General features: G+C 35.7%; 25 protein-coding genes and 4 pseudogenes. 4 read left to right on the top strand and 25 right to left on the bottom strand.

The features are described 5' to 3' along the window. Positions 1-419 precede the first annotated feature (419 nt). Complete coding sequence (locus ACWPVE_RS19070) at positions 420-1,226, top strand: aldo/keto reductase (RefSeq protein ID WP_453996124.1); 807 nt, start codon at positions 420-422, stop codon at positions 1,224-1,226. A gap of 329 nt (positions 1,227-1,555) precedes the next feature. Here ACWPVE_RS19070 and ACWPVE_RS19065 read toward each other — a convergent pair whose 3' ends face one another. Beyond that, the gene (locus ACWPVE_RS19065) at positions 1,556-2,704 is read right to left on the bottom strand and encodes an IS91 family transposase (protein ID WP_453993553.1); all 1,149 of its coding nucleotides are present in this window, start codon (positions 2,702-2,704) and stop codon (positions 1,556-1,558) included. After that, positions 2,701-3,570, bottom strand: coding sequence for a tyrosine-type recombinase/integrase (locus ACWPVE_RS19060; protein ID WP_453990210.1), 870 nt, complete (start codon positions 3,568-3,570; stop codon positions 2,701-2,703). The genes ACWPVE_RS19065 and ACWPVE_RS19060 overlap by 4 nt, the downstream gene beginning before the upstream one ends. Positions 3,571-4,092: 522 nt before the next feature. Here ACWPVE_RS19060 and ACWPVE_RS19055 point away from each other — a divergent pair. Continuing rightward, positions 4,093-5,562 (top strand): annotated as a pseudogene (locus tag ACWPVE_RS19055) (IS1182 family transposase); the annotation flags it as partial. Positions 5,563-5,726: 164 nt separating this feature from the next. On the opposite strand, the gene ACWPVE_RS19050 reads toward ACWPVE_RS19055, so the two are convergent. The 5 genes from ACWPVE_RS19050 to ACWPVE_RS19030 all read right to left on the bottom strand — a co-directional run bounded on the left by ACWPVE_RS19050 (position 5,727) and on the right by ACWPVE_RS19030 (position 9,921). Next, positions 5,727-6,875: an FAD-dependent oxidoreductase gene (locus ACWPVE_RS19050; protein WP_453996122.1), complete on the bottom strand. Its 1,149-nt coding sequence runs from the start codon at positions 6,873-6,875 to the stop codon at positions 5,727-5,729. A gap of 169 nt (positions 6,876-7,044) precedes the next feature. Then, positions 7,045-7,476 carry a GNAT family N-acetyltransferase gene (locus ACWPVE_RS19045; protein ID WP_453996120.1) on the bottom strand — a complete coding sequence of 144 codons (432 nt, stop codon included), beginning with the start codon at positions 7,474-7,476 and terminating at the stop codon, positions 7,045-7,047. 238 nt (positions 7,477-7,714) lie between these two features. Continuing rightward, complete coding sequence (locus tag ACWPVE_RS19040) at positions 7,715-8,509, bottom strand: tyrosine-protein phosphatase (RefSeq protein ID WP_453996118.1); 795 nt, start codon at positions 8,507-8,509, stop codon at positions 7,715-7,717. Positions 8,510-8,684: 175 nt separating this feature from the next. Beyond that, positions 8,685-8,948: a hypothetical protein gene (locus ACWPVE_RS19035; RefSeq protein WP_453996116.1), complete on the bottom strand. Its 264-nt coding sequence runs from the start codon at positions 8,946-8,948 to the stop codon at positions 8,685-8,687. 94 nt (positions 8,949-9,042) lie between these two features. Continuing rightward, positions 9,043-9,921: a CPBP family glutamic-type intramembrane protease gene (locus tag ACWPVE_RS19030; protein WP_453996114.1), complete on the bottom strand. Its 879-nt coding sequence runs from the start codon at positions 9,919-9,921 to the stop codon at positions 9,043-9,045. A gap of 328 nt (positions 9,922-10,249) precedes the next feature. On the opposite strand from ACWPVE_RS19030, the gene ACWPVE_RS19025 reads away from it, so the two are divergent. Next, a complete protein-coding gene (locus ACWPVE_RS19025; protein WP_453996112.1) occupies positions 10,250-10,729 on the top strand; it encodes a glutathione peroxidase in 480 nt (159 codons plus the stop codon). 13 nt (positions 10,730-10,742) lie between these two features. Next, positions 10,743-11,183 carry a MarR family winged helix-turn-helix transcriptional regulator gene (locus ACWPVE_RS19020; RefSeq protein ID WP_453996110.1) on the top strand — a complete coding sequence of 147 codons (441 nt, stop codon included), beginning with the start codon at positions 10,743-10,745 and terminating at the stop codon, positions 11,181-11,183. Positions 11,184-11,432: 249 nt separating this feature from the next. Here ACWPVE_RS19020 and ACWPVE_RS19015 read toward each other — a convergent pair. The 18 genes and pseudogenes from ACWPVE_RS19015 to ACWPVE_RS18930 form a co-directional block, all read right to left on the bottom strand. Continuing rightward, positions 11,433-12,902: pseudogene (locus ACWPVE_RS19015) on the bottom strand (IS1182 family transposase); the annotation flags it as partial. Between the two features lie 223 nt (positions 12,903-13,125). Beyond that, positions 13,126-13,737, bottom strand: a complete 612-nt coding sequence (gene wrbA, locus ACWPVE_RS19010) for an NAD(P)H:quinone oxidoreductase (RefSeq protein ID WP_453997635.1) — start codon at positions 13,735-13,737, stop codon at positions 13,126-13,128. Between the two features lie 100 nt (positions 13,738-13,837). Next, positions 13,838-14,263 (bottom strand): DoxX family protein, encoded by a 426-nt coding sequence (locus ACWPVE_RS19005; RefSeq protein ID WP_453996108.1) that lies wholly within the window; start codon positions 14,261-14,263, stop codon positions 13,838-13,840. Between the two features lie 24 nt (positions 14,264-14,287). Further along, the gene (locus tag ACWPVE_RS19000; RefSeq protein ID WP_453996106.1) at positions 14,288-14,896 is read right to left on the bottom strand and encodes an alpha/beta hydrolase; all 609 of its coding nucleotides are present in this window, start codon (positions 14,894-14,896) and stop codon (positions 14,288-14,290) included. After that, on the bottom strand, positions 14,893-15,840 hold the full coding sequence (locus ACWPVE_RS18995) for a ring-cleaving dioxygenase (protein WP_453996104.1): 948 nt from the start codon (positions 15,838-15,840) through the stop codon (positions 14,893-14,895). The genes ACWPVE_RS19000 and ACWPVE_RS18995 overlap by 4 nt, the downstream gene beginning before the upstream one ends. Before the next feature lie 56 nt (positions 15,841-15,896). Beyond that, the gene (locus ACWPVE_RS18990) at positions 15,897-16,505 is read right to left on the bottom strand and encodes a flavin reductase family protein (protein WP_453996102.1); all 609 of its coding nucleotides are present in this window, start codon (positions 16,503-16,505) and stop codon (positions 15,897-15,899) included. A 20-nt stretch (positions 16,506-16,525) separates the two neighbouring features. Then, a pseudogene (locus ACWPVE_RS18985) lies at positions 16,526-17,464 on the bottom strand (ring-cleaving dioxygenase). Positions 17,465-17,612: 148 nt separating this feature from the next. Then, a complete protein-coding gene (locus tag ACWPVE_RS18980) occupies positions 17,613-18,041 on the bottom strand; it encodes a MarR family winged helix-turn-helix transcriptional regulator (protein ID WP_453996100.1) in 429 nt (142 codons plus the stop codon). 335 nt (positions 18,042-18,376) lie between these two features. Beyond that, the gene (locus ACWPVE_RS18975) at positions 18,377-18,607 is read right to left on the bottom strand and encodes a hypothetical protein (protein ID WP_453996098.1); all 231 of its coding nucleotides are present in this window, start codon (positions 18,605-18,607) and stop codon (positions 18,377-18,379) included. A gap of 172 nt (positions 18,608-18,779) precedes the next feature. Beyond that, positions 18,780-19,172: a hypothetical protein gene (locus tag ACWPVE_RS18970; protein WP_453996096.1), complete on the bottom strand. Its 393-nt coding sequence runs from the start codon at positions 19,170-19,172 to the stop codon at positions 18,780-18,782. 375 nt (positions 19,173-19,547) lie between these two features. Next, entirely contained in the window at positions 19,548-19,748 is a 201-nt protein-coding gene (locus tag ACWPVE_RS18965; protein ID WP_453996094.1) for a hypothetical protein, read from the bottom strand. Positions 19,749-19,982: 234 nt separating this feature from the next. After that, complete coding sequence (locus ACWPVE_RS18960) at positions 19,983-20,258, bottom strand: hypothetical protein (protein ID WP_453996093.1); 276 nt, start codon at positions 20,256-20,258, stop codon at positions 19,983-19,985. Between the two features lie 78 nt (positions 20,259-20,336). Continuing rightward, positions 20,337-21,043 (bottom strand): annotated as a pseudogene (locus tag ACWPVE_RS18955) (SDR family oxidoreductase). Between the two features lie 94 nt (positions 21,044-21,137). Next, positions 21,138-21,353 (bottom strand): hypothetical protein, encoded by a 216-nt coding sequence (locus ACWPVE_RS18950; RefSeq protein WP_453996091.1) that lies wholly within the window; start codon positions 21,351-21,353, stop codon positions 21,138-21,140. Between the two features lie 16 nt (positions 21,354-21,369). After that, positions 21,370-21,663, bottom strand: a complete 294-nt coding sequence (locus tag ACWPVE_RS18945) for a hypothetical protein (RefSeq protein WP_453996089.1) — start codon at positions 21,661-21,663, stop codon at positions 21,370-21,372. A gap of 80 nt (positions 21,664-21,743) precedes the next feature. Further along, on the bottom strand, positions 21,744-22,313 hold the full coding sequence (locus tag ACWPVE_RS18940) for a nucleotidyltransferase domain-containing protein (RefSeq protein WP_453996087.1): 570 nt from the start codon (positions 22,311-22,313) through the stop codon (positions 21,744-21,746). A 226-nt stretch (positions 22,314-22,539) separates the two neighbouring features. Then, positions 22,540-24,075: a tetratricopeptide repeat protein gene (locus ACWPVE_RS18935; RefSeq protein WP_453996085.1), complete on the bottom strand. Its 1,536-nt coding sequence runs from the start codon at positions 24,073-24,075 to the stop codon at positions 22,540-22,542. 286 nt (positions 24,076-24,361) lie between these two features. After that, entirely contained in the window at positions 24,362-26,233 is a 1,872-nt protein-coding gene (locus ACWPVE_RS18930; RefSeq protein WP_453996083.1) for a PTS fructose transporter subunit IIABC, read from the bottom strand. Position 26,234 lies beyond the last annotated feature (1 nt).

The following is a 26,234-nucleotide window of genomic DNA, read 5'->3' as shown; positions in this document are numbered from 1 at the left end:
GATAATCTCTTAAAAGTAAAAAATCAAGGAATATTTTAAATAATTTATAAACTTTTCTACTAAAATATGGATTTAAATTATGCGTTTCTTCTGTAAAACACAGAAGTACCTCTGTGAAATTGATTATATTAGGAAACCGTTTTCTGTAATGTGAAAGGTGATAATATTTTACTTCCCTCCCATATCACTCACCCTATTTAGGATTTCTCGAACAGTTTTTAAACCAGAATGGATGGAGTCTGTAAACTATTAACCGTATTTAGATAATATTTCCATCAACAGAACCCTTTCGTTCAATCGACAAGTGTTCTTTGAAACTTCACCTCCAATTCAAATAACTTTCTGAAGATTAATGATTTTGTTATGATGAATCTTGTAAGAAAAAATTATGTGAGTCAATTGAGGGAGTGCTTAATCGTATGGAATACATCACACTTAATAATGGGGTAAAAATGCCAATCGTAGGTACTGGTACGAATACGTATGGAAAAGAAAATAACGAATTTAATGGAGCACTAAAGAATGAAATTCCTGAACTACTGTCAGCGCTTGAGTTAGGATACCGTTCAATAGACGCAGCCATTATGTACCGAAACGAAGAACTGGTAGGTAGAGTTTTAGCAGAAAGCGGAGTACCTCGCGAAGAATTATTTATAACAACAAAAGTTCCGAGCGATGAAGAATATATTTCTTCAAAGGAAACCACTCGCGCAGCAATTGATCGCTGTCTAACGAACTTCCGAACAGACTATCTCGACTTGCTACTCATTCACTTCCCTATCGAAGACAAAGAGCAATTAAAAAACACTTGGGAAGTCTTTGAAGATTATTACGAAGCAGGCAAACTAAAAGCAATCGGAGTTTCAAACTTTGGAAAAGATCTTCTAAATGAAATGAAAGAATTCGCAAAAGTGAAGCCAGCTGTTAACCAAATACAAATAAACTTAAAAGAACCGAATAAAGAACTCCTTGCCGTAATAAAAGAAAATGGCATTACGCCAGTTGCTTGGGGACCAATGAAAACTGAACCACATCAACAAGAGGTTTTAGATGAAATTGGCAAAGCATACAACAAAACTGGAGCACAAGTTTTATTAAGATACCAAATCCAACGCGGTGTGGTCGTCATTCCTAAATCACACAACCGCCAAAACCAAGCAGCCAACATCGACCTATTCGACTTTGAACTAACTCCACAAGACACAGCAAAAATTGACAACTTATAATGAAACAAGTGAAACAAGGGGACGGTTCTTAAAGGGGACAATCGGATGTTTTGCGCGAAAGAAGGCACATTGAACGGTTATGAACCGTTCAATGTGCCTTCTTCTTTTTGTGTGCTATTACGTAATACGCAAAATTTTTGATTGCCAAGAAGAATGAAGTCGCGGTCTCGGCCTATGGGAATTCATTCTTTGCTTTTCTCTTGTTCTTCGTGATTTCCTTGGTTTAGATCTGTAAAAAGTGTATTTTTTCATGGACAATTTGATATTTGGGCATACTTTCCCCCTCCCCATTTAAGCGGCTTTAAAAAAGTGTATTTGGTTTGAGGTTTTCAAGGTACTTCTTCTTTTTCTGAAACAAATGATTTAAGGTGTGAAACCTTACAAGATGGACATAACGTGACATCTTTCCCAGTAAGTTTAGAAATGATTTCAATCGTATTTAGTCCTTCAAAATCTGGTTTGTAACTGGGACTATTGGTTAATTTTCTACAGAGTGAAAGCTTTGTTTTTTTATTTCGGTTGGCAAGTAGTCCGTAATGTCTGATTTTTACTAATCCCTTCGGGAGTATATGCATTAAGAATCGCCGAATAAATTCTACACCTTTCATGGTAACCGTCTCTTTTTTACTCTTTTTTCGATAGTCTTTTACTCGAAATGTCACCGTATCTTTATTGATTGAAACAATCCGATTGTTAGAAATAGCGATACGATGAGTATAGCGACCAAGGTATTGAACCACAGCTAGGGGGCCCGAAAAGGTCCTTTTCGTGTAGCTGTACCAGTTAAGTGAATAACATTCATCTATTAAACTCTGAAACTTCCTAGGATTTTTATATTGTTTAGCGTCATTATAAAACTCGAGTAAACCAGATTCATAATATTGTTTTAAATAATAGAGATACTTTCCACGGAACTTTTTGGATAATACTTTTACTGGGATAAAGAACTTTTTACTCGAAGCACGCCACTGGTTTTGCTTAGAAAGCCCTCCTGCCATTACTACCGAGTGAATATGAGGGTGGTAATGCAAATTTTGACCCCAGGTATGTAAAACTGAGAACTGACCTATTTGTGCTCCTAAGTATTTGGGATCCAAAGAAAGTTCTGATAAAGTCTCTGCGACAGCCTTGTACATTAAATCATAAAGTAATTTCTGATTATGATAAATGACCATGTGTAGTTGTTCTGGCATGGTAAATACCACATGAAAGTACGGGGCGTTAAGAATATCCTTTTTTCTTTTATCGACCCATACTTCTTTGTTAACCCCTTGACACATCGAACAGTGCCTGTTGCGACAGGAATTATAACTTACTTGATAGTGTCCACATGTGTGACATGAGTAGGCATGTCCACCCAACTTAGATGTTCTACAGTTCATGATAGCTTGTGCTGCTTTGTATTGTTCTCTGGACAATCTGTATTTCTCCTTGTACTCTGGATAGAACTTTAAGAAAACTTCCTGAACGGTGTTCATACTTGATGATCTCCATGAGTATCCAAGGGACTCTTGATTCCCATAAGACTTTTAGAGGTCATGTGTAGGTACTTTTCTGTTGTAGTAAACCTTTTATGTCCAAGCATTTGTTGGATATACACAGGCTCTACACCATCCTCTAATGCATGCGTGGAAAAACAATGTCTTAAAGTATGCGAAGAAATATTCGTATCAAGTTTGAGTTGATCCCTAAGCCTAATAATCGTATTCTTAATACTTTTGACATGAATATGATCGGATGGATTTCTCCCTGGAAAAAGCCAGTCATTCGGTTTAAAGTTTTTTGTGAAATGTATTTTGAAATATTCTCGAAGCACTTTCAGTGCTGTTTCCGATAAAATGGTATACCTATTGGTATTGTGTTTTGCATTTTCAACACGAACTCGCATGGTCTTACTACAGATATCACTTATCTTTAGTTTGGCTACTTCGCTTACTCTGAGCCCACTTCCATAGATTAAATGAAGGATGGCTTTATGTTTTAAATTGTCGGTTGAATTTAATAGTAAGAAAACATCGTCTTTTGATGGGATGACAGGAAATTTTTGAATTCTTTTCATCCTAGGAATTTTTCTATTGTTCCAATCTTTGTCTAACACGTAAGTGTAAAAGAATTTAATAGATGAAATATAATTATTTATGGTTCCAGCTGAAAGGCCTCTATCTCTTTTGAGATAAAGGATGTATTGTTGGATATCCTCTACCGTCATATCTTCTACGGATTTATTTTGTTCCTGGAGGTAATGTAGAAAGGCTCTCATTCTACGCCAATAGGATTCTCTTGAAGAATCTGGGGTACCCTTAAGTTCAAAATACAGCTCGACTTGTTGTTCATACTGCTTCATGTAAGTTCCTCCTGAATGAAATTAATTACTTTGAATCGTAATAAAATCAACAATCAAGGAGGGCCTCTAAACTTAAGGAAAATATAGTAATATATTTTTTGTGAAATACGTGGTATAATCTTCATTAGAAAAAGTATGTCCTTTCTTGGATTGTTTGGTTTGGCGATTAAACAATACCACAAGGTACATACTTTTTCTATTTTTTTATGCTTTTTTGGTCTTAGAGGGCTTTTTTAGAGCCATCGCGTAGCGATTTCGTTCTTCTCTTGTTCGCCTATTTTTTACCAATTTATTAAGGCGATCAATCCCTTAGATAATATAACAGGGGGGCCCATCTTCATCCCCTTCCAATTATTAGGAAAACAGCAGAACCGTCCGAGACCACTGAAAAAGTCATAAAATTTTTTAGTTAAATCAGCTTTTTATAAAAAGTTGAAAGTCATTCGGTTTTCCAAACATGAAAAACCCCCTAAATGGTATAATGGATGTTGACTAGACACCAAACCATAGGGGGTTTTTCATATGCTTCGATTAGTGCCAAAGCAATATAGCTTTCATTCTGTATTATACGATAAAATTCCAGAAAATCATATCCTTAAAAGGATAGTTAGTATAATAGATTTTAGTTTTATTAATGAAATACTTAAGGAATATTATTGCGAAACTTTTGGAAGACCGGCAAAAGAACCTGAGTTAATGTGTAAACTCCTTTTCCTTCAGGAAATGTATAACCTCTCTGACGAGAGGTTGATTGATGAAGCTAGCTATAATCTAGCTTATTTGTATTTTCTTGGTCTTGACCCCGAAGATACACTTCCCGATAAAAGTCTACTATCAAAGTTTAGAACAAAACGGTTTCCAGATGATAAACCTTTGGATAAGATTTTGACACACATTGTTGAACAATGTGTGGACAAAGGGCTTATTAAAGGAAACAGTGTCAGTATTGACGCAACACACATTGAAGCAAATACTATTAAAAAAACACCTGAAAGACTGATGAAACATTTAGCACGAAAAGTTCTTAAAGCACTAGAAGAAGAAACTGGCCAGGTTCCTGTTGACTTGCCTGCAGAACCAGAATATATGGAAATTGAGGATCATAAAGAAGCGAAGGCTGTTATGAAAGAGTACGTTGATAGGGTGATTGAATGTGTAGAAAAGCAGGTAACTCCTACAGAATCAAATACCAATGAAATGATCAAAAAGACAAAAGAGATTATTAACGATCCAAAATTTATGCAGCAAAAAGGTGTTCGCTCCGTTATAGATGAAGATGCTCGGGTTGGACGCAAAAGTAAGTCCCAAGATTTTTTTGGCTATAAAACCGAATTTGTTATGACAACAGACGAACGAATTATCACTTCTGTTCGTACAGCCAGCGGATCTTATATGGATGGCAATTTTACAAATGAAATGTTGAATGACACTTTATCTTCTGGTATTAAGGTAAAAGAAGTTTACGCAGATAAAGCATATTTTAGAAAATCAATTTTGGATGAAATTAAAGTCTTTGAAGCAAAGGCTTATATTCCTGTGAGTTCCGTTGTATATAGAATAGATGAAAGTGAATTTACATATAACAAAGACTCTGATGAGTGGCAGTGTAGCCAAGGAAATACAACCATTCAGAAGAAACATTTTAACACTAAAAATAAAGACGGTGATAGAACAGGGTATAAATATTATTTCGATATTAAGCAATGTAAGACCTGTCCTTTACATGACCAATGCGCAAAAAAATCAGCAAGAAGAATCCTTGTCGCCGGAAAAAACACCACAGAGTTTTATGAAATATCACAATTTCAGAAGTCAGAGGAGTTTAAAGAAAAATATAAGAAGAGGGCTTCTATCGAAGGTAAGAATGCGGAGCTCAAACGTTTTCACGGCCTCTCCCGAGCCAGGGGGTATGGTCTATTAAGTGTGTCTAAACAATCTAAATTGGCTGCCATAGCAGTTAACTTGAAGCGGATAGCAGCTATTGCATCCGCTTCATCAGTTAAATAAAGGGGGAATGGGACACCCACCCCCTCATAATAATAAGTTTCAATAAAAATATTCCCATTTTTGGTAGTCAATTTTAAAATTTCGAAGAAATGGGAGTGGGAGTGAAAAAAACCTCTACTTTTTCACTGGTCTCGAACCGTCCCTCTGTTTTAAAAATCAGTTTGAAAGATGGATTCGAGTTGGTTTTCTTGAATTTTAGTTGGTATGATTTGCATGCAGGTATTGCGGATACCGATTAGTAGTGGATTCTGTATTTGCGCTGCTTGACCAATTCGCCATGATAGATTGATAATCTTTTTTGTTTTCGCCATGCGTAATTTTTCAAATTCGCGAAACGAATCTTCTACCCTTTTATTCTTGTTTATTGCATTTTTTAAGATAAGGGCATCTTCTATCGCTTGAGCTGCTCCTTGTCCCATATTCGGAGTTGTTGCATGGGCAGCATCACCGATAAGGAGTACTCTATTATATGCGAAACGATTCAAGGGCTTTAGATCAATGATGTCATTCCAAATAAGCTCTTCGTCTTTTGTCATTTTTATCAACTCGGGTATAGGAGAATGATAATCTTGAAAATGCTGGGATAAATCATTCGTTTTCATTGCTAACATGGCTTTACTACGATAAGGAGCATTCACACAGGCAAACCAGTAAATTCGATTTTTGGTAAGTGGCACGATCCCAAAGCGCCCTTTCGTTCCCCATGTTTCAGTAAAGTCTCCTGTCGAATACGTGTCTTTTGGTACGTGAATGACCCCTCGCCAACACGTATATCCTGCGTAACGTGGCTGAATCTCAGGTTGTATGTTTTTTCGAATGTTGGAATGAATTCCATCAGCGGCTATTAATGCATTTCCTTCGATCGTACGTCCATCCTTCAAATATACGGTAACTCCACTCTCATTCTGTGTAAAATTCGTCACATGTTGATTCAATTCAAGTGTACCCTCTTCGAGTTGTTTGATGAGAACGGATTGCAAATCTGCGCGATGGATTGTAAAATAAGCCGCACCGTACTTCTCGTTAAGATGTGCAATATTTAGTTCACTTAATAAACGACCTTTATGATCAAGGAATTTCGTACTTTCTAATAAATGACAGTGATTTACCAATTCATTTGTAAGACCAATTTGTGATAGTCCTTTCCAGGCATTTGCACCTAATCCCAATCCTGCACCCAGCTCTTTTATCTGTTTCATTCGTTCAAGAACTTTGACTTGATACCCTTCCTTTTGGAGAGCAATGGCTGTTGTTAATCCTGCAATTCCTCCACCTATAATAATAAAGTCATATTTCATTTAAACATACTCCTTCTTTTACAAGAATGACGGTTGCTTTTACTTGTTGGAATTCAAATGCAATGGACACATGGCTAGTGCAGTTATTTGCGTGTGCAATTAGATATCTTCCTCCATAAAAATGCATAATGGCATTATCGAGGTCCAAATAACCTGATAGTTGAAAAACTTAACGTCTTTCCCATCCCATTAAAAATTCTTCTTCAGCGGTCTGTTCATCTATTAATTCTTCTTTTATTACAAAACCATTCCTTTCGTAGAATTGAACAGCGTTTCTATTTTTCTTATACACTTTCAATTGTATACTTTCCCTTCGTTCTTTAATGAAGTTTAATAATTTTTTTCCATACCCTTCGCCCTGATATTTCACATCTATGAACAGTGCAGCCAAGTAATCGTCTACCATTGATACAAACCCCACTACTCCTGTTTCATTAGTTATAACATAGGTTTCTGACATTGGAAGATATTTTTCTTCCATATCCTTTTGTTGTGTTTTCCAATAATTTTTGTCTATAAAGTCATGTGCTAATAAGGACCCTTCGTACCAAATTTTTACTAATTTATTTACTTCCGATTTCTTGTTACTTCTTATGCTCATATTATAACCCCTTCGATTATTAATCCTGCAACGTTCATACAACAAACAAACTGTATTCATGACAGCTCTATACTTCAAATCTTGCACTTTTTGTTACATAATTTTTATGCATATGAATCTATAAATCTGGCTTCATCTATCTCCAATCATTTATCTGCAACTAGATTATCACCCTAATCAATATTTGATCAACACAACTGTTAGTTGAACTAAGCATAGACAATTTTCGCACAAGCTTCTACTCCAACAATAAATTTTTTAGTTTCAAAATGATGTTTCTTTCTACCTCGCATGCTTCGCAAAGATAATCTTCGATTGAACCATATTTTCTAATGATGGTATCATGTACTTCCTCGAGAACTGCTCGTTGAGCCATAAAAATATACTTTACTCGCTCTGGTGAAATCTGAAAAAGTGTTATCCATTTCATAACCTTTATAACCTTTTCCATTCGAGTTTCGTAAAAATGGTTCGTCATGAGGTATTCCTGTGCGACAGTTTCATATGGGATGCCCACTAGTAGTTGAATTAAAGCAGCTATATAACCTGTTCGATCTTTCCCCGCTGTACAGTGAATCAAGGTTGGGTAATTGCATTCATGAGATAATATAGTGACAATTTCCTTAATTTGAGTGGTTCGGTCAAACGCAATATGATGATAGTAGTTTTTACTAAACTTTTCGAATTCCTCTCCACCTGATTTTGAAAATATATAATTAACGAGTTGTTTCCTACTTATATCATGAGTTTCCTGATCATGAAGAGGTATATTTATCATCTTAATTCCCTGTGATAATAAAACTGGTGATGGTTTTTTGTTGCATTCTCTTGGTGTACGGAGATCACAAATAACTTTTATATTATACTTTTGTAATAAATCTATATCATGATTCGTAGCCCTCGATAGCTCATCCGAACGAAAAAGAACTCCTGATTTCATAAAGTTTCCCCTGGTCGTCTTCAAACCACCTATATCTCTAAAATTGGATAATTTCTCAAAATTTGTCGTTACTTCTTTACCGTAATGATTCATTTTCCCCTCCATTCAGACTTACGAGATTAAATATGGGTCCTCTATTTTAAATAAGAAAAAAGCGACCTTCCTTCTTGAAGCATCGCACCCATTATTAAAGAACGAAATCATTTCTTTAATTCTTTGGCTAAAGATTCTATCGCATTTAATACTTCTTGTATATTTTCTTTAGTATTCATTTTGTTACGAGCGTGAAGAAGGACAGGTCTAACTGATTCAACTGAGCGACCAAATTCATACATCCAATCATACCGTGGAACCATCCAAGTATGAAAATGACGAGTCCCTTTACTGGATACGCAACATCTTGATGTGCGTGAAAATACTCTGTTTCAAATACAACCCCACCGTCTGGTTGAACTAGACCGCTTGTAATTGCACAACTCAAACAATTAACCTCAACTGTTTTCCCGTTTGATAAAATTATCTTCCTCTCCAAAGTATCCACCTAATTTGTGTTCCGATCAAATGTCTTATTTCTACTTAGTCCGTTTACAATTCAACAAAAAAGAGCATCTTGATGAAAGGCAAATTTACAACTCAACATGGCTGTTAAGTTTTGATACCTTACTTTTTCGTTTATCAATTAATAATAAAACTGACAGTACCACCACACTAAGTACCAAGATAAACAGAAAGGACAAATAAAGACTCATGAATCCTCCAATTACTTCGTCAAACTCTAAAAGAGCGACATCTGGGTTATATTGGCCACCCATTGAAATATATCTAGTTACTTCAAGATAAACAACATGGAAGATAATACCCATCCATAATGTCCCTGTGTACTTTCTATATAGTTGTAGTGCAATTCCAAAAGTGTAGAGCAATATAAAATAACCAATTGTCAATGCAAGTGGCGTATCAAAGACTATGGATTCAAATGCAATTACTACAGTAGGCACACAAATAAAAATAAAGGGTTGTAAAACCAAAGAGATGATGAAGCGGAATTTCTTTTGCAACTCTTCAAAGATGAGTCCACGTATAAAAACCTCTTCTGGAAATGCTTCATACATAAATGCTGTAACCGTATTAATAAATATGGCACTAATCACACTTGCTGATATGTTCAATCTTAGATTTTCAATACCGCCCATTAAATAGGCTGTTGAAATCCCTGATATTAGTAAAATGAAAGGCAATGCCATTCCGATTATCAACTTAGATGGTGAATGCACACCTCTTAGACCAATTTTTTTTAACACATCTGGATTTTTCCTTTTAAGCAAATAAAGAACAGTAAGAGTTAACCCAGTAAAAATCACCCCTTGTAAAAGCATGCCTATTTGTCGACTTAAACCTTGAAATTCAATTAAATATCGGCCAACATTTCCCGACACAAAGAGAAACAGTGATACAAGAACAAAGTATAAAAATAACCGACTAATTCTAAATTTTGACGAATCCATCAGAATGCTCCTTTCCTATTACAATCATATTAATATTCATTACGTACCTATACCCAATAAGTTTCAAAATTTCCCAATTATTATCCTTAGTGAAACAAGGGGACGGTTCTCTTGTTCACCTATTTTTTACCAAATTATAATTTTATCAGTCAGACGCCCTAGTTTAAGAAACGATATAGATGCACTGGAGAAAACTTAGTCCATCAACATCTCCTTCCAATTATTAGGGAAACAGTAGAACCGTCCCGCTGTTTCATTTGATTTTTAATTTTAAATCGTGTATGATTTAATCGTACACGATTTAAATGAGTTTGAGGAGGAATTCAGTATGACGACTGTTTATGATTATAGTGTTAAGAAGACAAATGGAACTGAGCAATCTTTGAAAGAGTATGAAGGTAAAGTAATTCTCATTGTGAATACAGCTAGTAAATGTGGGTTATCCGATCAATTTAAGGAGCTTCAAGAAATTTATGATAAGTATAAACATAATGGTTTAGAGATTTTAGGATTTCCTTGTGGTCAATTTAACAACCAGGAATTTGATAATATTGAGGAAACAACTGAATTCTGTCAGTTAAATTACGGTGTAACATTTCCAATGTTTGGGAAAATTGATGTAAACGGGGAAAATGAAGATCCCTTGTTCACATTCCTAAAATCTGAAAAAGGTGGTCTTCTATCAAGTGACATCAAGTGGAATTTTACAAAATTCCTAGTCAATCGTGAAGGACAGGTAGTGGAACGCTATGCACCGACAACAAAACCAAGTAAAATAGAAAAAGCTCTATTGAAACTATTAGCATAATTGTATTAAGGGGATGAATGATGTGGAGGATTTTTTAACATTAGAGAATCAGCTTTGTTTTGCGATATATGAGACGAATAGCCAGTTTATTAAATTATATACAAAAGTACTTCATCCCTTTGGTATTACCTATCCACAATATTTAGTCTTATTAGTCCTATGGGAGAAAGACGGAATCACTCTCAAAGAACTAGGTGAACGAGTAAACTTGGGCACAGGCACGTTAACCCCTATGATAAAAAGAATGGAAGCCAATGGCTGGGTGAAAAAAGAACGTCCCCCACATGATGAACGGAAAGTCTGCGTCTTTCTTCAGCCAAAAGCATTAGAAGAAAAACTGGCGATCAAACAATCAATCGCGAGCGAAATAACTGCCTGTAATATTGAATTAACAGAATACGAACAACTAATGAAGCAGCTAAAAAATCTTAATGACAAACTGATGCGACGGTGAAACAAGGGGACGGTTCTCTTGTTCGCCTATTTTTTTCCTTTTTATAAGACCGTAAATAAGAGACAAAACAATAACTTCTATCTATAACACTTGAACCGTCCGAGACCAGTGAAAAAGTAGAGGTTTTTTTCACTCCCACTCCCATTTCTTCGAAATTTTAAAATTGACTACCAAAAATGGGATTATTTTTATTGAAACTTATTATTATGAGGGGGTGGGTGTTCCATTCCCCCTTTATTTAACTGATGAAGCGGATGCAATAGCTGCTATCCGCTTCAAGTTAACTGCTATGGCTGCCAATTTAGATTGTTTAGACACACTTAATAGACCATACCCCCTGGCTCGGGAGAGGCCGTGAAAACGTTTGAGCTCTGCATTCTTACCTTCGATAGAAGCCCTCTTCTTATATTTTTCTTTAAACTCCTCTGACTTCTGAAATTGTGATATTTCATAAAACTCTGTGGTGTTTTTTCCGACGACAAGGATTCTTCTTGCTGATTTTTTTGCGCATTGGTCATGTAAAGGACAGGTCTTACATTGCTTAATATCGAAATAATATTTATACCCTGTTCTATCACCGTCTTTATTTTTAGTGTTAAAATGTTTCTTCTGAATGGTTGTATTTCCTTGGCTACACTGCCACTCATCAGAGTCTTTGTTATATGTAAATTCACTTTCATCTATTCTATATACAACGGAACTCACAGGAATATAAGCCTTTGCTTCAAAGACTTTAATTTCATCCAAAATTGATTTTCTAAAATATGCTTTATCTGCGTAAACTTCTTTTACCTTAATACCAGAAGATAAAGTGTCATTCAACATTTCATTTGTAAAATTGCCATCCATATAAGATCCGCTGGCTGTACGAACAGAAGTGATAATTCGTTCGTCTGTTGTCATAACAAATTCGGTTTTATAGCCAAAAAAATCTTGGGACTTACTTTTGCGTCCAACCCGAGCATCTTCATCTATAACGGAGCGAACACCTTTTTGCTGCATAAATTTTGGATCGTTAATAATCTCTTTTGTCTTTTTGATCATTTCATTGGTATTTGATTCTGTAGGAGTTACCTGCTTTTCTACACATTCAATCACCCTATCAACGTACTCTTTCATAACAGCCTTCGCTTCTTTATGATCCTCAATTTCCATATATTCTGGTTCTGCAGGCAAGTCAACAGGTACCTGGCCAGTTTCTTCTTCTAGTGCTTTAAGGACTTTTCGTGCTAAATGTTTCATCAGTCTTTCAGGTGTTTTCTTAATAGTATTTGCTTCAATGTGTGTTGCGTCAATACTGACACTGTTTCCTTTAATAAGCCCTTTGTCCACACATTGTTCAACAATGTGTGTCAAAATCTTATCCAAAGGTTTATCATCTGGAAACCGTTTTGTTCTAAACTTTGATAGTAGACTTTTATCGGGAAGTGTATCTTCGGGGTCAAGACCAAGAAAATACAAATAAGCTAGATTATAGCTAGCTTCATCAATCAACCTCTCGTCAGAGAGGTTATACATTTCCTGAAGGAAAAGGAGTTTACACATTAACTCAGGTTCTTTTGCCGGTCTTCCAAAAGTTTCGCAATAATATTCCTTAAGTATTTCATTAATAAAACTAAAATCTATTATACTAACTATCCTTTTAAGGATATGATTTTCCGGAATTTTATCGTATAATACAGAATGAAAGCTATATTGCTTTGGCACTAGTCGAAGCATATGAAAAACCCCCTATGGTTTGGTGTCTAGTCAACATCCATTATACCATTTAGGGGGTTTTTCATGTTTGGAAAACCGAATGACTTTCAACTTTTTATAAAAAGCTGATTTAACTAAAAATTTTATGACTTTTTCAGTGGTCTCGAACCGTCCCAGTGTTTTTTTAGTTTTTTCCATTAATTAGGGAAACAGCAGAACCGTCCCGCTGTTTCCCTTGTATACATTATTGATTTCCTTTTTTAACCCATTCGGCTACATTAACTGTACGTTTTGCTTGGTGTTTTACAGCTGCTTGTACATCTTCAACCATTTTTCCATCTTGATTGACAGTAACACTTGTTCCGTACGGATTTCCGCCTGCTCCAAATATCACTGGATCAGTATATCCTGGTGTTGCAATGATTGCTCCCCAGTGCATCATGCTTGTATATAACGAAAGAAGTGTTGCTTCTTGTCCACCATGTGGATTTTGTGCAGAGGTCATTGCACTTACAACTTTATTAACCGTTTTTCCAGTAGCCCATAGTCCACCTTGTGTATCAAGGAATTGCTTCATTTGAGATGGCATGTTACCAAATCGTGTTGGTACACTGAAGATAATGGCATCTGCCCATTCTACATCTTCTGAAGTGGCCACTGGAACGTCTTTGGTTGCTTCTACTGTTCCTTTCCACACTTCATTTCCCTCGATTACAGAATCAGGAGCTAATTCTTGAACTTTTAAAACTTTGACTTCGGCTCCAGCTTCTTTTGCGCCTTCTTCAGCCCATTTTGCTAATTGATAGTTTGTTCCACCCATACTGTAAAAAATAACTGCTAATTTAACATTTGACATAGTTTCTATCTCCTTTTTTGTTGATTTACCAAATAATTTTGCTAAAAACCCCATTTAGTACACCTCCTATTATTCCACCAACTAAGATTTACATTCCTCGTTAGGCAGCTCTTTTTAGTTCATTTGAATCTTGATTAAATAGTACACGATTTAGTGATAATAATTTGCTACCATTAATCGCAAGATAGACAGCCATTGCTAAAAAAGCTAAATCTAATTCATATCCTGCCATTTGGCCATTCCCTAGTAAGCCAACGGGAAGTTTAGCCGTAATGGTTGCACCAACCATTAATACTGCAAATAAAATGGATACAAGTCTAGTAGCAAATCCAATAATTAGCGCTATACCTCCAACTAGTTCGAGTAAAGCTACCACATATGCCATGAATCCAGGTATATTAATACTCTCAAACCAGCCGACAGTATTCTCAATTCCTCCTTGGAACTTCACTAATCCATGTATAAAAAATAGCATTCCCAATGTAACTCGTAAAATAAGTGCTCCAATTTCTTGTTTTTGTACCATTATTTCTTCCTCCATATTTTCTTTTTAGATTATAAGTTTTTTATACCATTGTGCAGCAGCTTCTACTTCTGTCAAAGTCAACTGATGACCTCTGTTTTCCCAATGAATTTCTACATCAGCATTTGCCTTTTCTAATAAAGATTGTAGCTCGGTAGATTCTGTAGGAGAGCAAATTGGATCATTCGTTCCAGCAGCAATAAATACGGACTTCCCTGTTAAATCAGGAAGATCCATTCCTTTGCGTGGAACCATAGGATGATGAAGAATTGCCCCTTTTAATGCATCTTGATAGTGAAATAAAAGACTAGCAGCTATATTTGCTCCATTCGAATATCCAATCGCAATGATATTATCGCGATCAAATTCATACTTGTCAGCTGCTTCATCCAAAAATTGATTTAGCTCTTTTGTCCTGAATATAAGGTCTTCTATATCAAACACTCCTTCAGCCAATCTTCTGAAGAAACGTGGCATGCCATTTTCTAAAACATTTCCTCGAACACTTAATACAGAGGTCTCATCATCAATTCTTCCTGCAAGAGGTAATAAATCTAATTCATTTCCTCCTGTACCGTGAAGCATTAATAATGTAGGTTTTTCTGGATTTGTCCCTTTATTAAATATGTGTTTCATTCTTTATCTCCTTCCAATTCGCGAACCTCAATAGAAGGTAAGCTTTCTTCTAATTCTTGTCGTTTTGACTCTAACCATGTAGGAAGCATGAGCTTCTGACCTAGCTCACTCGTTGGCTCATCTACCGAAAATCCTGATGGGTCTGTCGCGATTTCGAACAAGATTCCGCCCTCTTCATGAAAATACAAAGCCTTAAAGTAGTTTCGATCGCGTATCTCTGTTGGGTGATACCCTTTTTCTTGAAGTAGATTTCTCCATCTGAGTAGTTCTTCTTCATCCTTTGCTCTCCATGCGATATGGTGAACAGTTCCTGCTCCCATAAGGCCCCTTACCGATGGTGTTAATTTGATATCTATGATATTTCCGTGAGATGCATCAGCTTTAAATCGAAGATAACCATCTTCGTTACCAATCAAGGTAAGCCCCAATACATTCTCAAGTACCTCAGCGGTCTTATTTGGTTGTGCGGAAATGAGCGTAGCTCCAGAAAAACCTTTAATAGCATTCTCTGCTTTTATGCCACCAAAACTCCAAGGATTGATTGGGCCTTCACTTCTTTCGATTAGTTCAAGTTCGAGACCGTCTGGATCCTGAAATGCTAGATATCTTTCTCCAAATCGCACGGAAGATGTGACGTTAACACCGTATTTACGTAAACGTTCCTCCCAAAACGCCAATGAACCAGGCGGGATGGAGTAGCTTGTCACCCCAACTTGCCCCATACCAATTCGTCCTTTTAGCTGTTTGGGCCATGGAAAAAAGGTAATAACAGTTCCTGGATCACCGGTTTCATTTCCAAAATAGAGGTGATAAACTTCTGGGCGATCAAAGTTAATTGTTTTTTTGACAAGCCTAAGCCCTAGTACACCTGCATAAAAATCAATATTTCTTTGTGCATCGTTAACCATTGCTGTTATATGATGAATGCCTAATGTTCTGAGCATCTCATTCCCTCCCTAGGTTAGGGGAACAGGTCCCCTCCCATTTATCCAAATATCTGTTACTTAGGTCGTTCGATTTCAAAGAGATCTCCGATTTTTGCATAGTTGGCACCAGCCAATCGGCTCACGGCAGCTAATCCTCGAGGATCGATTCTCCCTTTTGCATAGATTTCATCTTCAATATGATACTGAACAACTCTCCCTATGATAAAATCACAACCTGGAGATTCACCCTCGCCGAATTCAAGAGATTGTTCCAGTACACACTCAAATCGAACCTTTGATTCTTTCACTCCAGGAACCGAGATTCGAGCACTTTCCACCGAGGTTAACCCCGCTAATTCGATCTCGCTTCGATTTTGAGGTAAAGTCGCAGCCGTCATATTTATCTTCTCTACATTTTGTTCATCCACAATATGGACGACAAATTCGTTGTTCATCAAAATATTACGAGCTGTATCTTTTTGTTTGCCTCCTGTCCGTTGAATGGATAAAGAAATCATCGGTGGATTTGAGGAGACAATATTAAAATAACTAAAAGGTGCTCCATTTAAGACTCCCTCTTCAGAAAGAGTTGTAACGAATGCAATAGGTCTCGGGATAATACTACCAATTAGAAACTTATAATTTTCTCTTTCTGATAGGGAATTAGGATCAATTGAAAGCATTACATTCATTCCTTTTCAAATTAATCTAGATTTCTCACCTTAATCGGAATTAAGCTACGTTCGAGCTGCTCTCTATATTGCTCATATTGTGCTGGTAGCATTAATTGTTGTCCCATTGTCTCATGTGATTCATCATGTGCGAATCCAGGAGGATCTGTTGCGATTTCAAATAAGATTTCTCCATGTTCTCTAAAATAGATGGCATTGAAATAATTTCTGTCTTGTACTGGAGTTACCCCATATCCATTTTGGGCAACATATTTTTGCCATTCTAATTGGTCTTTGTCATCACTAGCTCTCCATGCGATGTGGTGAACTGTTCCAACACCCATTCGTCCTCTACCAGTTGACACAACTTTTAGATCAATGATATTTCCGATATCAGCAGAAGAACGATAACGTACAAAATCTCCTTCTTCAGCTACTTTTTCAAGGCCCATTATATTTTCGAGAGTTTCTGCTGTTTGGTCAGGCTTTGCAGAAAACAATGTTGCGCCGCCAAAACCTTTTATCGCAACTTCAGGTGTGATCTCTCCAAACGTCCAATTATTGATTTCACCTTCTTCTCTCTCAACAATTTCTAGGTGAAGTCCATGGGGATCATCAAATTCTAAATATGTTTCACCAAATCGTGTGATTTTAGTGTAAGGAATATCAAACTTTTCTAATCTTGCTTCCCAGAAATCCAATGCTCCAGTTGGAACAGCATAAGAAGTAACACCTACTTGACCATCCCCAATAGTTCCTTGATAAGCACCGGCCCAAGGGAAAAATGTAATGATTGTCCCTGGCTTTCCACCTTGATCTCCAAAATAAAGATGATATGTTCCAGGATCATCGAAATTTACGGTTTTCTTTACTAAACGTAACCCTAAAACTCCTGCATAGAAATCTACATTCTATTGTGGATGACCTACTATTGCCGTAATGTGGTGAATCCCCATTGTTCTTTTACTCATTTTTAAACCACTCCCACTTTCGTTTTTCGATTCATTTACTATCAGGATTTACGAATCATAAAAAACCATTCTATTTTTTCTTTAATCTCCAATTAAAGTATCTTTATTTCAAGATATATACCTAAAAAAATATCATAACTTCATTGACCTATGATCTTACTTTTACTTTTACTCTTTTTAATAAATCTACCAGAGTATCTACCTCATCAGAGGATAGTGCATCAAAAACCCCATCTACATAATCCTCATGTTCAGGCATTATTTTACTCATTAGTTCGAATCCATCATCCGTCAACGTGACATGTATCGCACGTCGGTCATCTGGACATGCACTTCGCTTTAAAAATCCTTTTTGTTCTAACCTATCTATTACATAAGTCATTGAACCACTTGTTATCAAAATACTCTTACCAATTTGTTGGATCGTTTGCTTGCCTTTATGAAAAAGTACCTCAAGTACAGAAAACTCAGTGATGCTTAAGTTATTTTTCATCATATCGTCTTTAATTCTCTCTTGGAGCTCTCTTGATGTTTGCATTAAAACCAAGAATGGTTGATTTGTGCATTTATTTGCCACAGTTACACCTCCCCCAAAATCTTAAAACTAATTATCTCGACTTCAAGATAATAATATTACATAAAGAGTCCTTTGTCAATCATTAACTAGCTTTTTTCATAAGCTAAATGAGAACAGCGGAATTCCTACAAGGATTCGTTTAATTAATCAAGAAGTATCAATAAGATAATAAAAAGTTGGAGTGTTGTGCAGAACGTACCTGCCACACTCCAACTTTCTTTTTATTTATGGTTAACTTATAGATGAAATATTCATTGTAATTTCCGCTAGTTGTACTGGATGGATGAATGGTGGTATATCTAGCTGTTTTTCTTTACATAGTTTGAAACCACCAGTTATCCAAAGTGACTATGAAACCACCAAACAATTAGAAAGATACTCACTATTGCCCAGGCTGTGGTACTCACGATCCACCAGATGATGGATTTTGCTTGTTTTGAACTTTCTACGCCTTCCATATTTGCTGTTATAAATGCGAGCTTACGTTCCATCCCTTTTTTCATCGAAATGAGAACAACAAATCCAGAGATTATGAAACCAATCGTTATCCAAAGTAACACGTCCACGTTTACTCCCTCCTTTTTTATCTGAATGACTCTCTTACTAATCATCTTTATTCAATCCTGCCCTATCCGTACTACAATATGTTCCACAAAACATGAACCTACTTTAACAAGGGTACCACAAATAAGCAAACGATTACATAATTTGTATGAACCTCGTTTGTTTTATAGAATTCTATACATTTTTGAACTTGCTTTGAACTTTGACAAGCACGTAATATTTACTCCACATTTGTGTAGTAGCAATTAAACGTTCTCCATCTTTATCAAAAAATAGACCCGCACCATCTTTTTCTTTAAAATTCCACCCCTCTCTGCCAATCATTTGTTTAATGTTTTCATCTGCTATTGAAATGCCCTCGTTTTCAGTTCTTGTGATATACCAAATCGCATCATCTTCTACTGTAATTTCTACTACCTTGCGATCTGTTTCTTTCATCTTTTCTATAACTTCTTTTGCTGTTACATTCTCTATTGGAAGTGGAGGATAGTAAGATTTATTCACAAAAATGAATACAGCAAAAATAACTAGTAAAATAAATAATGAAATAAATCCACCCTTACTCAATTAACTGCCCCCTCAATTTTACACTGCATGTTTGTTTAAAAAACAATTTAAGATAGTTTAGTGATATTGAGTGTACCATTCCTCGATTTCATTCTCTCTGTAATCAGACAATGTCCTTTTCCTTCCTCCTATTGAAAATTCATTCTATGTTTAGACGTTTGTACCCAAAAAGGTTGCGAAATTTCGATCTATTTATTCACTTTACATTTTAGGTAAACTCCCAGTTTTTTAGAATGGTACTAAAAGTCTACAAATCAAATACGTAAAGGAGATGTTATGTCACATAGAATGAATTCCAGCCTATATAACTTAAATAAAAAGGTGCTTTAATCTTTTCTTTTCTTGATTAAAACACCCTTACTTATATTAAAGCAACTACTCTTCATTGATTTTATCCTTCGTTGTTCTCATATACATTCTGATTCCTGAGATAATAAGAATCCCTAATAAACCTCCAATAATTAAACTAATCATAAGTTGCCAATCTACTTCTTGATTTCTCCATAAACTCATAGCAAATATTGCTATAATAACTCCAATAATATACCCCGCACAAATTTTTAGTGTGTTTCTCACCCAATCCCCTCCAAATAAATTGAGTTCAAAATACCTTATACTCAAAATTATGAGTTTTTTCAGGTGCAAAACATTAGAACCCATACCTACTCACAATTTAATACAAAATTCAAATCACATTATATCTTTCCTATTAAATAGGCTAAACTTTTTCTTCTCGTACTAAACTGATTCATTGTATTATAACTACTACAATCATTCTTGAATCAACACATCCGTTAATCCACTAGCTAATTAAGGTTCTTGAAATCCGAATATAGCGACGAACGAAAGAACTCCAAAGATAATAATCAATAATGAATTGACTAGGACTAAAATGTTTCGTGTCGATCCTTTTGCACTAAAAATAGCACATATGACTCCCAGTCCATTTATAAAGATCGGTGTAAATAAACTTATTCCAAATAAATAATCAAAAAACGCAATTTCCCAACCTTGAGAGAGATGCATAAGCATTAAAAATGTAAACAAGATACAAGTAACCGAAAGAACCGCAAGGAATTTTTTCATACACTTCCCTCCTTTTTTTGAATGGCTACACTAAGCTCGTAAATAACCACCTTCTGAGTGAATGATTTGGCCTGTAATCTATTGTGCCTCATCACTGGAAAGGAATGATACTAACCGTGCTGCATCTTCAGGCAATCCTATTCTCCCGACAAGAATTTACCTTTCATATGACTTTTTATCTCATCTGTCATCCAGCCAGTATCCGTAGGACCTGGATTAATTGCGTTTACAGTTATACCGAATGGAGCTAATTCCGCTGATAATGAAAGTGTGAAAGCAGATACAGCCCCCTTCGTTGCCACATAAGCTAATTCACCCCTCATCGGTCCAAGTGCTTGTCCAGATGTCATATTGATAATTCTACCGTTGGATTTATTTTGAAACTTTAAACGACGAGCAAATTCTACACTCAATAGAAACGTTGCTCTCATATTTACTGCGTAATGATCATCAAGTGTTTTTGCGTCCAATTTCATAAAACCATCTCTTGTGGAATGAGCGGCATTATTTACTAATATCGTTGGCATTCCCAATTGGTCAGTAACCGTATCAAGCAGTTTATATGGGGAATTTGACTCGGACAAGTCTATTTCTAAGTTGCCACATCTAACTCTGTTTTCTCGTATTAGTTCATCTTTGAAATGAGCTGCCCATTTTTCATTTGAATCCCAATGTGTAAAAAAGATATCTGCTCCATCGTTTGCTAATTGACGACAAATAGCCGTACCAATTCCTTTTTCATGACTTGCACCCGTGACTAACGCTATAGTTCCCTTTAGTTTCATAATTTCTCCTTTAATTGATCAAAATGGTATAAAGGTAAGTCTAATTTCTTATGCTAATTTCTCGATACCGATCGTGTTAAATGTCCATCACGAATTATTCAAGAATAGAAATTCCAGTCACAATTGCCATCCATAGTTTGTCAGAAACTTTATTTTCAAAGACATCAACTTTGTATTTCTTTAAGTTTACTATATTTTTTAGCAATGATGATATCAGCTTTCCTTCTACAATAACATTACGCTGAGAATCAAACACTTCAAAAGATTTATTCGCAATTTTAAATTGGACATAATAATTTTCATCATCCATACGAATCGTATATTCTCTAAAGATTGTGCTTTTTTTTATAAATAGGTGGTTCATTAATAGTTACTACAAGATTTTCATCTACATCTGCAATTTCAAATGTAAACCTAGTAAGATTTGATTTTTTCAAGATCGCTGTATAACGTAATTCTGCCCCCTCGTAAAATTCAAAAATTGGATTGAGCTTTAATTTTGGCTTGACGGTTAAGATAGTCTGACCATTATCTGAGGTCGTTCGTTGTCTCAAAAAGCCCAGTATTGGATATGTATAATAAAATGTATTTTTTATTCTCACCACTTCCTTAGTTGACAAAATCTGCTTTTTTCCTTTTCTCCACAGTATGTTCACTAAAGAATTTAATCAAGATCCACGCACACGTAGTTACACATAATTCAGTTCAAGTATTGAAGCCACTTATGTTGTGGTTCGTGAATTTCCAAAGCATTTTTAAGCCATTTTTTCTTTTTATTATCAAGATTATCTTTTATATTTAGAAAGTCTCGATGGTCTTTTTCTCTTGTGTTTTTCGCCTTATATAAGAGTACAATTTCTGGATTTAGGTAAGGTATTCCTGTTTCAGTGATACTCCAAATGGAATCGAGTGGATATGATATCCTTTCATCTCTTCTAAATATCCAATTATTTTCATTTGATTCATTGAGAAGAATCTCTATTTTATCATCACTATACTTATTCGAAGCGTGTATTTCGTGAATAGGTAACTCTAAAAACTCATTTTCCCAAGCATGGAACTTACCGTTCATGACTTTCTTAAACTCCCATTCTTTGAGATAATCCTTCAAATAGAGTTGGTCTTTTCGAAAAATAGCAAACTCTATATCTGTATGTTCTCTTGTTTCTTTCCCAATAAAAAGGTCAATTGCCCAGCCGCCCGCAAAAAACCACGGTCTATCAAATCCTGACATCAATGAATGGATTCCCTGGCATTTTTCAAATGACATATGTATCCTCCATAGATAATTTTACTATCTAGTCGCTTTTTTTAATCACTTCTCCAGCCATCCGCATTCTATAGGTAAAAAACAATCTAAGTCCTTTTCATCTTATTCCCCTTGTTGCGACATTTTTAATAAGAATCATCAAACCTACTATAAAATAAGCTAAGTAACCGAGTACATTTAAGTATATTACACAAATTAGAATGTGAATTAGATACATAAGTTATTTTTAGAATTCTTCAGGAAACTTTTCTTTTGCTTGTTTTTTTAATTCCTCCATTATGGGTGCCTGAATAGATAACTGCTTACTTTGAAAAATTGATCGGTATGCCTCCACATCGTTTCCTTGCTTTAACATTTCGGAATATGTTGATATCTCGTTTACCCATTCTTGAACGAAGCTCACATTTCCATAAGGGTCTTTCTTAGTTAATTCTAATGACTTTTCAGCCATTTCTACCGCTGCTTTCGGATCCGTTACCGTTAATAAATAAGATAAGTTTTGAAAACCAGGAGCATCTTCTGAGGAGAACTTTATAACATTGTATCTTGCCTCTATTGCTTCATCCCACCTACTCTGTTTTTCAAGTAAAAGAGCAAATTGATGCCATGCGATACTTTCGTCAGGGAATCGCTTTAAAATTTCAGTATACATATTTTCGGCTGTATCAAAATCAGTTTCATGTACGACTCGTAAAGCTTCATTTAAATATTCATCAAACGAAAAAATAGTTTGATGAAGTGTACTTAGTTTTATTCCTGTGATCTGTTCAAACGAAACCTCGAATGAATCACTATTCTTTTGATGTAAAAGGATATCAGATAATACCTTTACATTATTTTGGTCACCAACAATATATTGAATGGCTTTCCTTGCTAAATAATAGACATCTGTCTTTTCAAATGCTGAGGACCACTCTTTAAATGTACTTAGTTTTGTAAATGGCAAATCAGTATCTATTTTATTTGGTTTTTTAATAGAATCTACCATTTGCCAACGGATGTACTCGCTAATTCCTTCGTTATACCAAATAGGTATGGCATCATAATTTAATTCTATTTTTGAAGAATAGATATCCAAAAGATAATGTGTATATTCATGTGCAAAATATCCAATAGTTGACACTTCATTATCTTTTTCTGTATAAATTACAATTCGTTTATTGTTTGAATCATAAGTCCCTTCTACGTTGTCAGGATAAAATAGATTAAATTGTTTCTTAGAATATAAGATTACCTCTAAAGGATTATCGTCATAGATTCCTTCTCCAAATATATCCTCTTCCAATTTATTTATTTTTTCCAATGAATGAATCAGTTGGTCTACTTGATGTTTAGTACTTGGATGATAAATAAACTTTATATTTTGATGGTTTTGGACAAGAAAGTTGTTTGTTGCACGTTTATGTGAAATCTCACCAATTACTGTTAATCCTTGAATAAAATAAAATTTATCTCCTGCTGATAACTCATCGTATTTTCGATGGAGAGCAAAATTATAAAAACTTATTACACATAAAACTAAAGAAGTTACTATTAAATATATAAGAGCCAACGATATACTGAATCTATTCTTTAATTTAAAGAAACTTCCTTTTCCTAAGCTAATTGCAGCAAACACAATTAACGTTAGTAGCATTACAAAACCAACAATCCCTATGATATTACCTACTATTTTCCCGCTAAATAAAAATACTATAAGTAACAAAATTGTTGTTAAAACTATGCATGTGAACGTAAACAAGATATTTCTAATAATCTGCATTCGAATCCCCCGAATTTTTGTTCTCCTACAAACGGAACATAAATGAAACACTGCATTTTTCTGAAATGAAGGTCAAAAAGAATAAGTTTATACTAAGAATGACGATTTTAATCTAAGAAAAGTTCCCGTTTCTTGAATACGTAAATTAAATTTATTGATTTGGAGACTAATTTCTCTTATAAATCCACAAATCTTATTGAACATGCAATCATTAAAAATAGAGATGAAACTCGATTCCCTTTCATAAAAAATACCCCGTACTAAAATAGCACGGGGTAATTCTTTCTTATTTTAATGGCTTTTTCAAGAATCCAACTAAAAGCGCCGTTACGATTGTACCGATGATGATGGCAAGTACATATAACGCCCAGCTTCCATTCACAAAAGGAATAACGAAAATTCCTCCATGTGGTGCTGGTAAGCCGATTCCAAATAACATTGTAAGTGCGCCCGTAACTGCAGAACCAATGACAGCAGCTGGAATCACACGCCCTGGATCAGCAGCTGCAAATGGGATTGCACCTTCGGTAATAAAGGATGCACCCATGAAATACGCTGTTTTTCCAGCTTCACGTTCTTGTTTTGTGAACTTATTTTTAAAGAGTGTTGTTGCTAAAGCTAGTCCTAGTGGTGGTGTCATTCCACCCGCCATGATGGCTGCATGTGGTGCGTAATTTCCTGCATCAATCATTGCAATTCCAAATGTAAATGCGGCCTTATTGATTGGGCCACCCATATCGATTGACATCATGCCACCTAAGATTAATCCTAGTACAACCAAGTTCCCTGTACCTAGACCTTCAAGCCAACCAGTTAAACTGTCCATCACAAATTTTAATGGACCCACAAGGACATACATAATAACGCCTGTGATCAGGATTCCAAAGAACGGATAAATCAATACTGGTTTAAGACCTTCAAATGATTGTGGCAGCTTTGAAAAGAACTTCTTCAAGAATAAGACGACATATCCTGCAAGGAAACCTGCAATTAATCCACCTAAAAATCCTGCACCACCTGTTGTTGCCATTAGACCACCAATCATACCTGGTGCTAATCCAGGACGGTCCGCAATACTCATGGCAATAAATCCTGCTAACACAGGAACCATTAATTGAAATGCATTTGCACTACCAATCGTCATCAATGCAGCTGCAATTGGACTATAGGATGGATCATTCGGATCAGAAGCATTGATACCAAAGATAAATGAAATGGCAATTAATAGTCCGCCACCTACAACGAATGGAAGCATATTGGAAACACCATTCATTAAATGCTTATAGAAGCCGCTTCTTTCTCCACCATCTGTTTTTTTCTTCTCCGTTTGTTCAGCCTGGTAAATTGGAGCATCCGCGTTCACCGCTCTTGTTAATAATTCCTCTGGTTTGCGAATCCCTTGGGCAACTGGTACCTGAATCACTTTTTTACCATTAAAGCGAGCCATATCGACTTGCTTGTCCGCAGCCACGATAATCGCAACAGCTTCATCAATGTCCTCTTGCGTAAGGGCATTTTTCACACCTGTTGAACCATTTGTTTCAACCTTTAAATCGATGTTCAGTTCTTTTGCTTTTGCTTTTAAAGAGTCTGCCGCCATATACGTATGGGCAATTCCAGTCGGACAAGCCGTTATAGCAAGTACTCTTTGCTTTCCTTCTTCCTTCTCAACTGGTACTTCTGCAACTTCAGGTTCCTCAGACTCATTTTCTTTTTCATTAATGACATCAATTAGCTCATCTGGTGTTTGAACCTGCATGATTTTTTCACGGAAACCAACATCCATTAATAATGAGGATAATCTTGATAGTGTTTCTAAATGTGCATTATTGGCACCTTCACTTGCTGCAATCATGAAAAATAAATGACTTGGTTGTCCATCCAATGCTTCATAATCTATTCCTTTTGTGGAGCGTCCAAAAGCAATCGCTGGTGTCTTCACCGCAACCGTCTTTGCGTGCGGAATCGCGATTCCTTCACCAATTCCTGTCGTGCTTTGACCTTCCCTTGTTAAAATCGCTTGCTTGAATTGTTCTTTATCTTGTAGACGGCCAGCTTCATCAAGTTTTGAGACCAATTCATCAATAACCTCAAGCTTAGACGAAGAAGAAAGTTCAATAATGACCGTATCTTTCTTTAACAGATCTGTAATTCTCATG

This window comes from Bacillus nitroreducens, assembly GCF_964021195.1.
The sequence above is the reverse complement of the archived record's forward strand: the minus strand, read 5'-3'. Positions and strand labels throughout refer to the sequence as shown.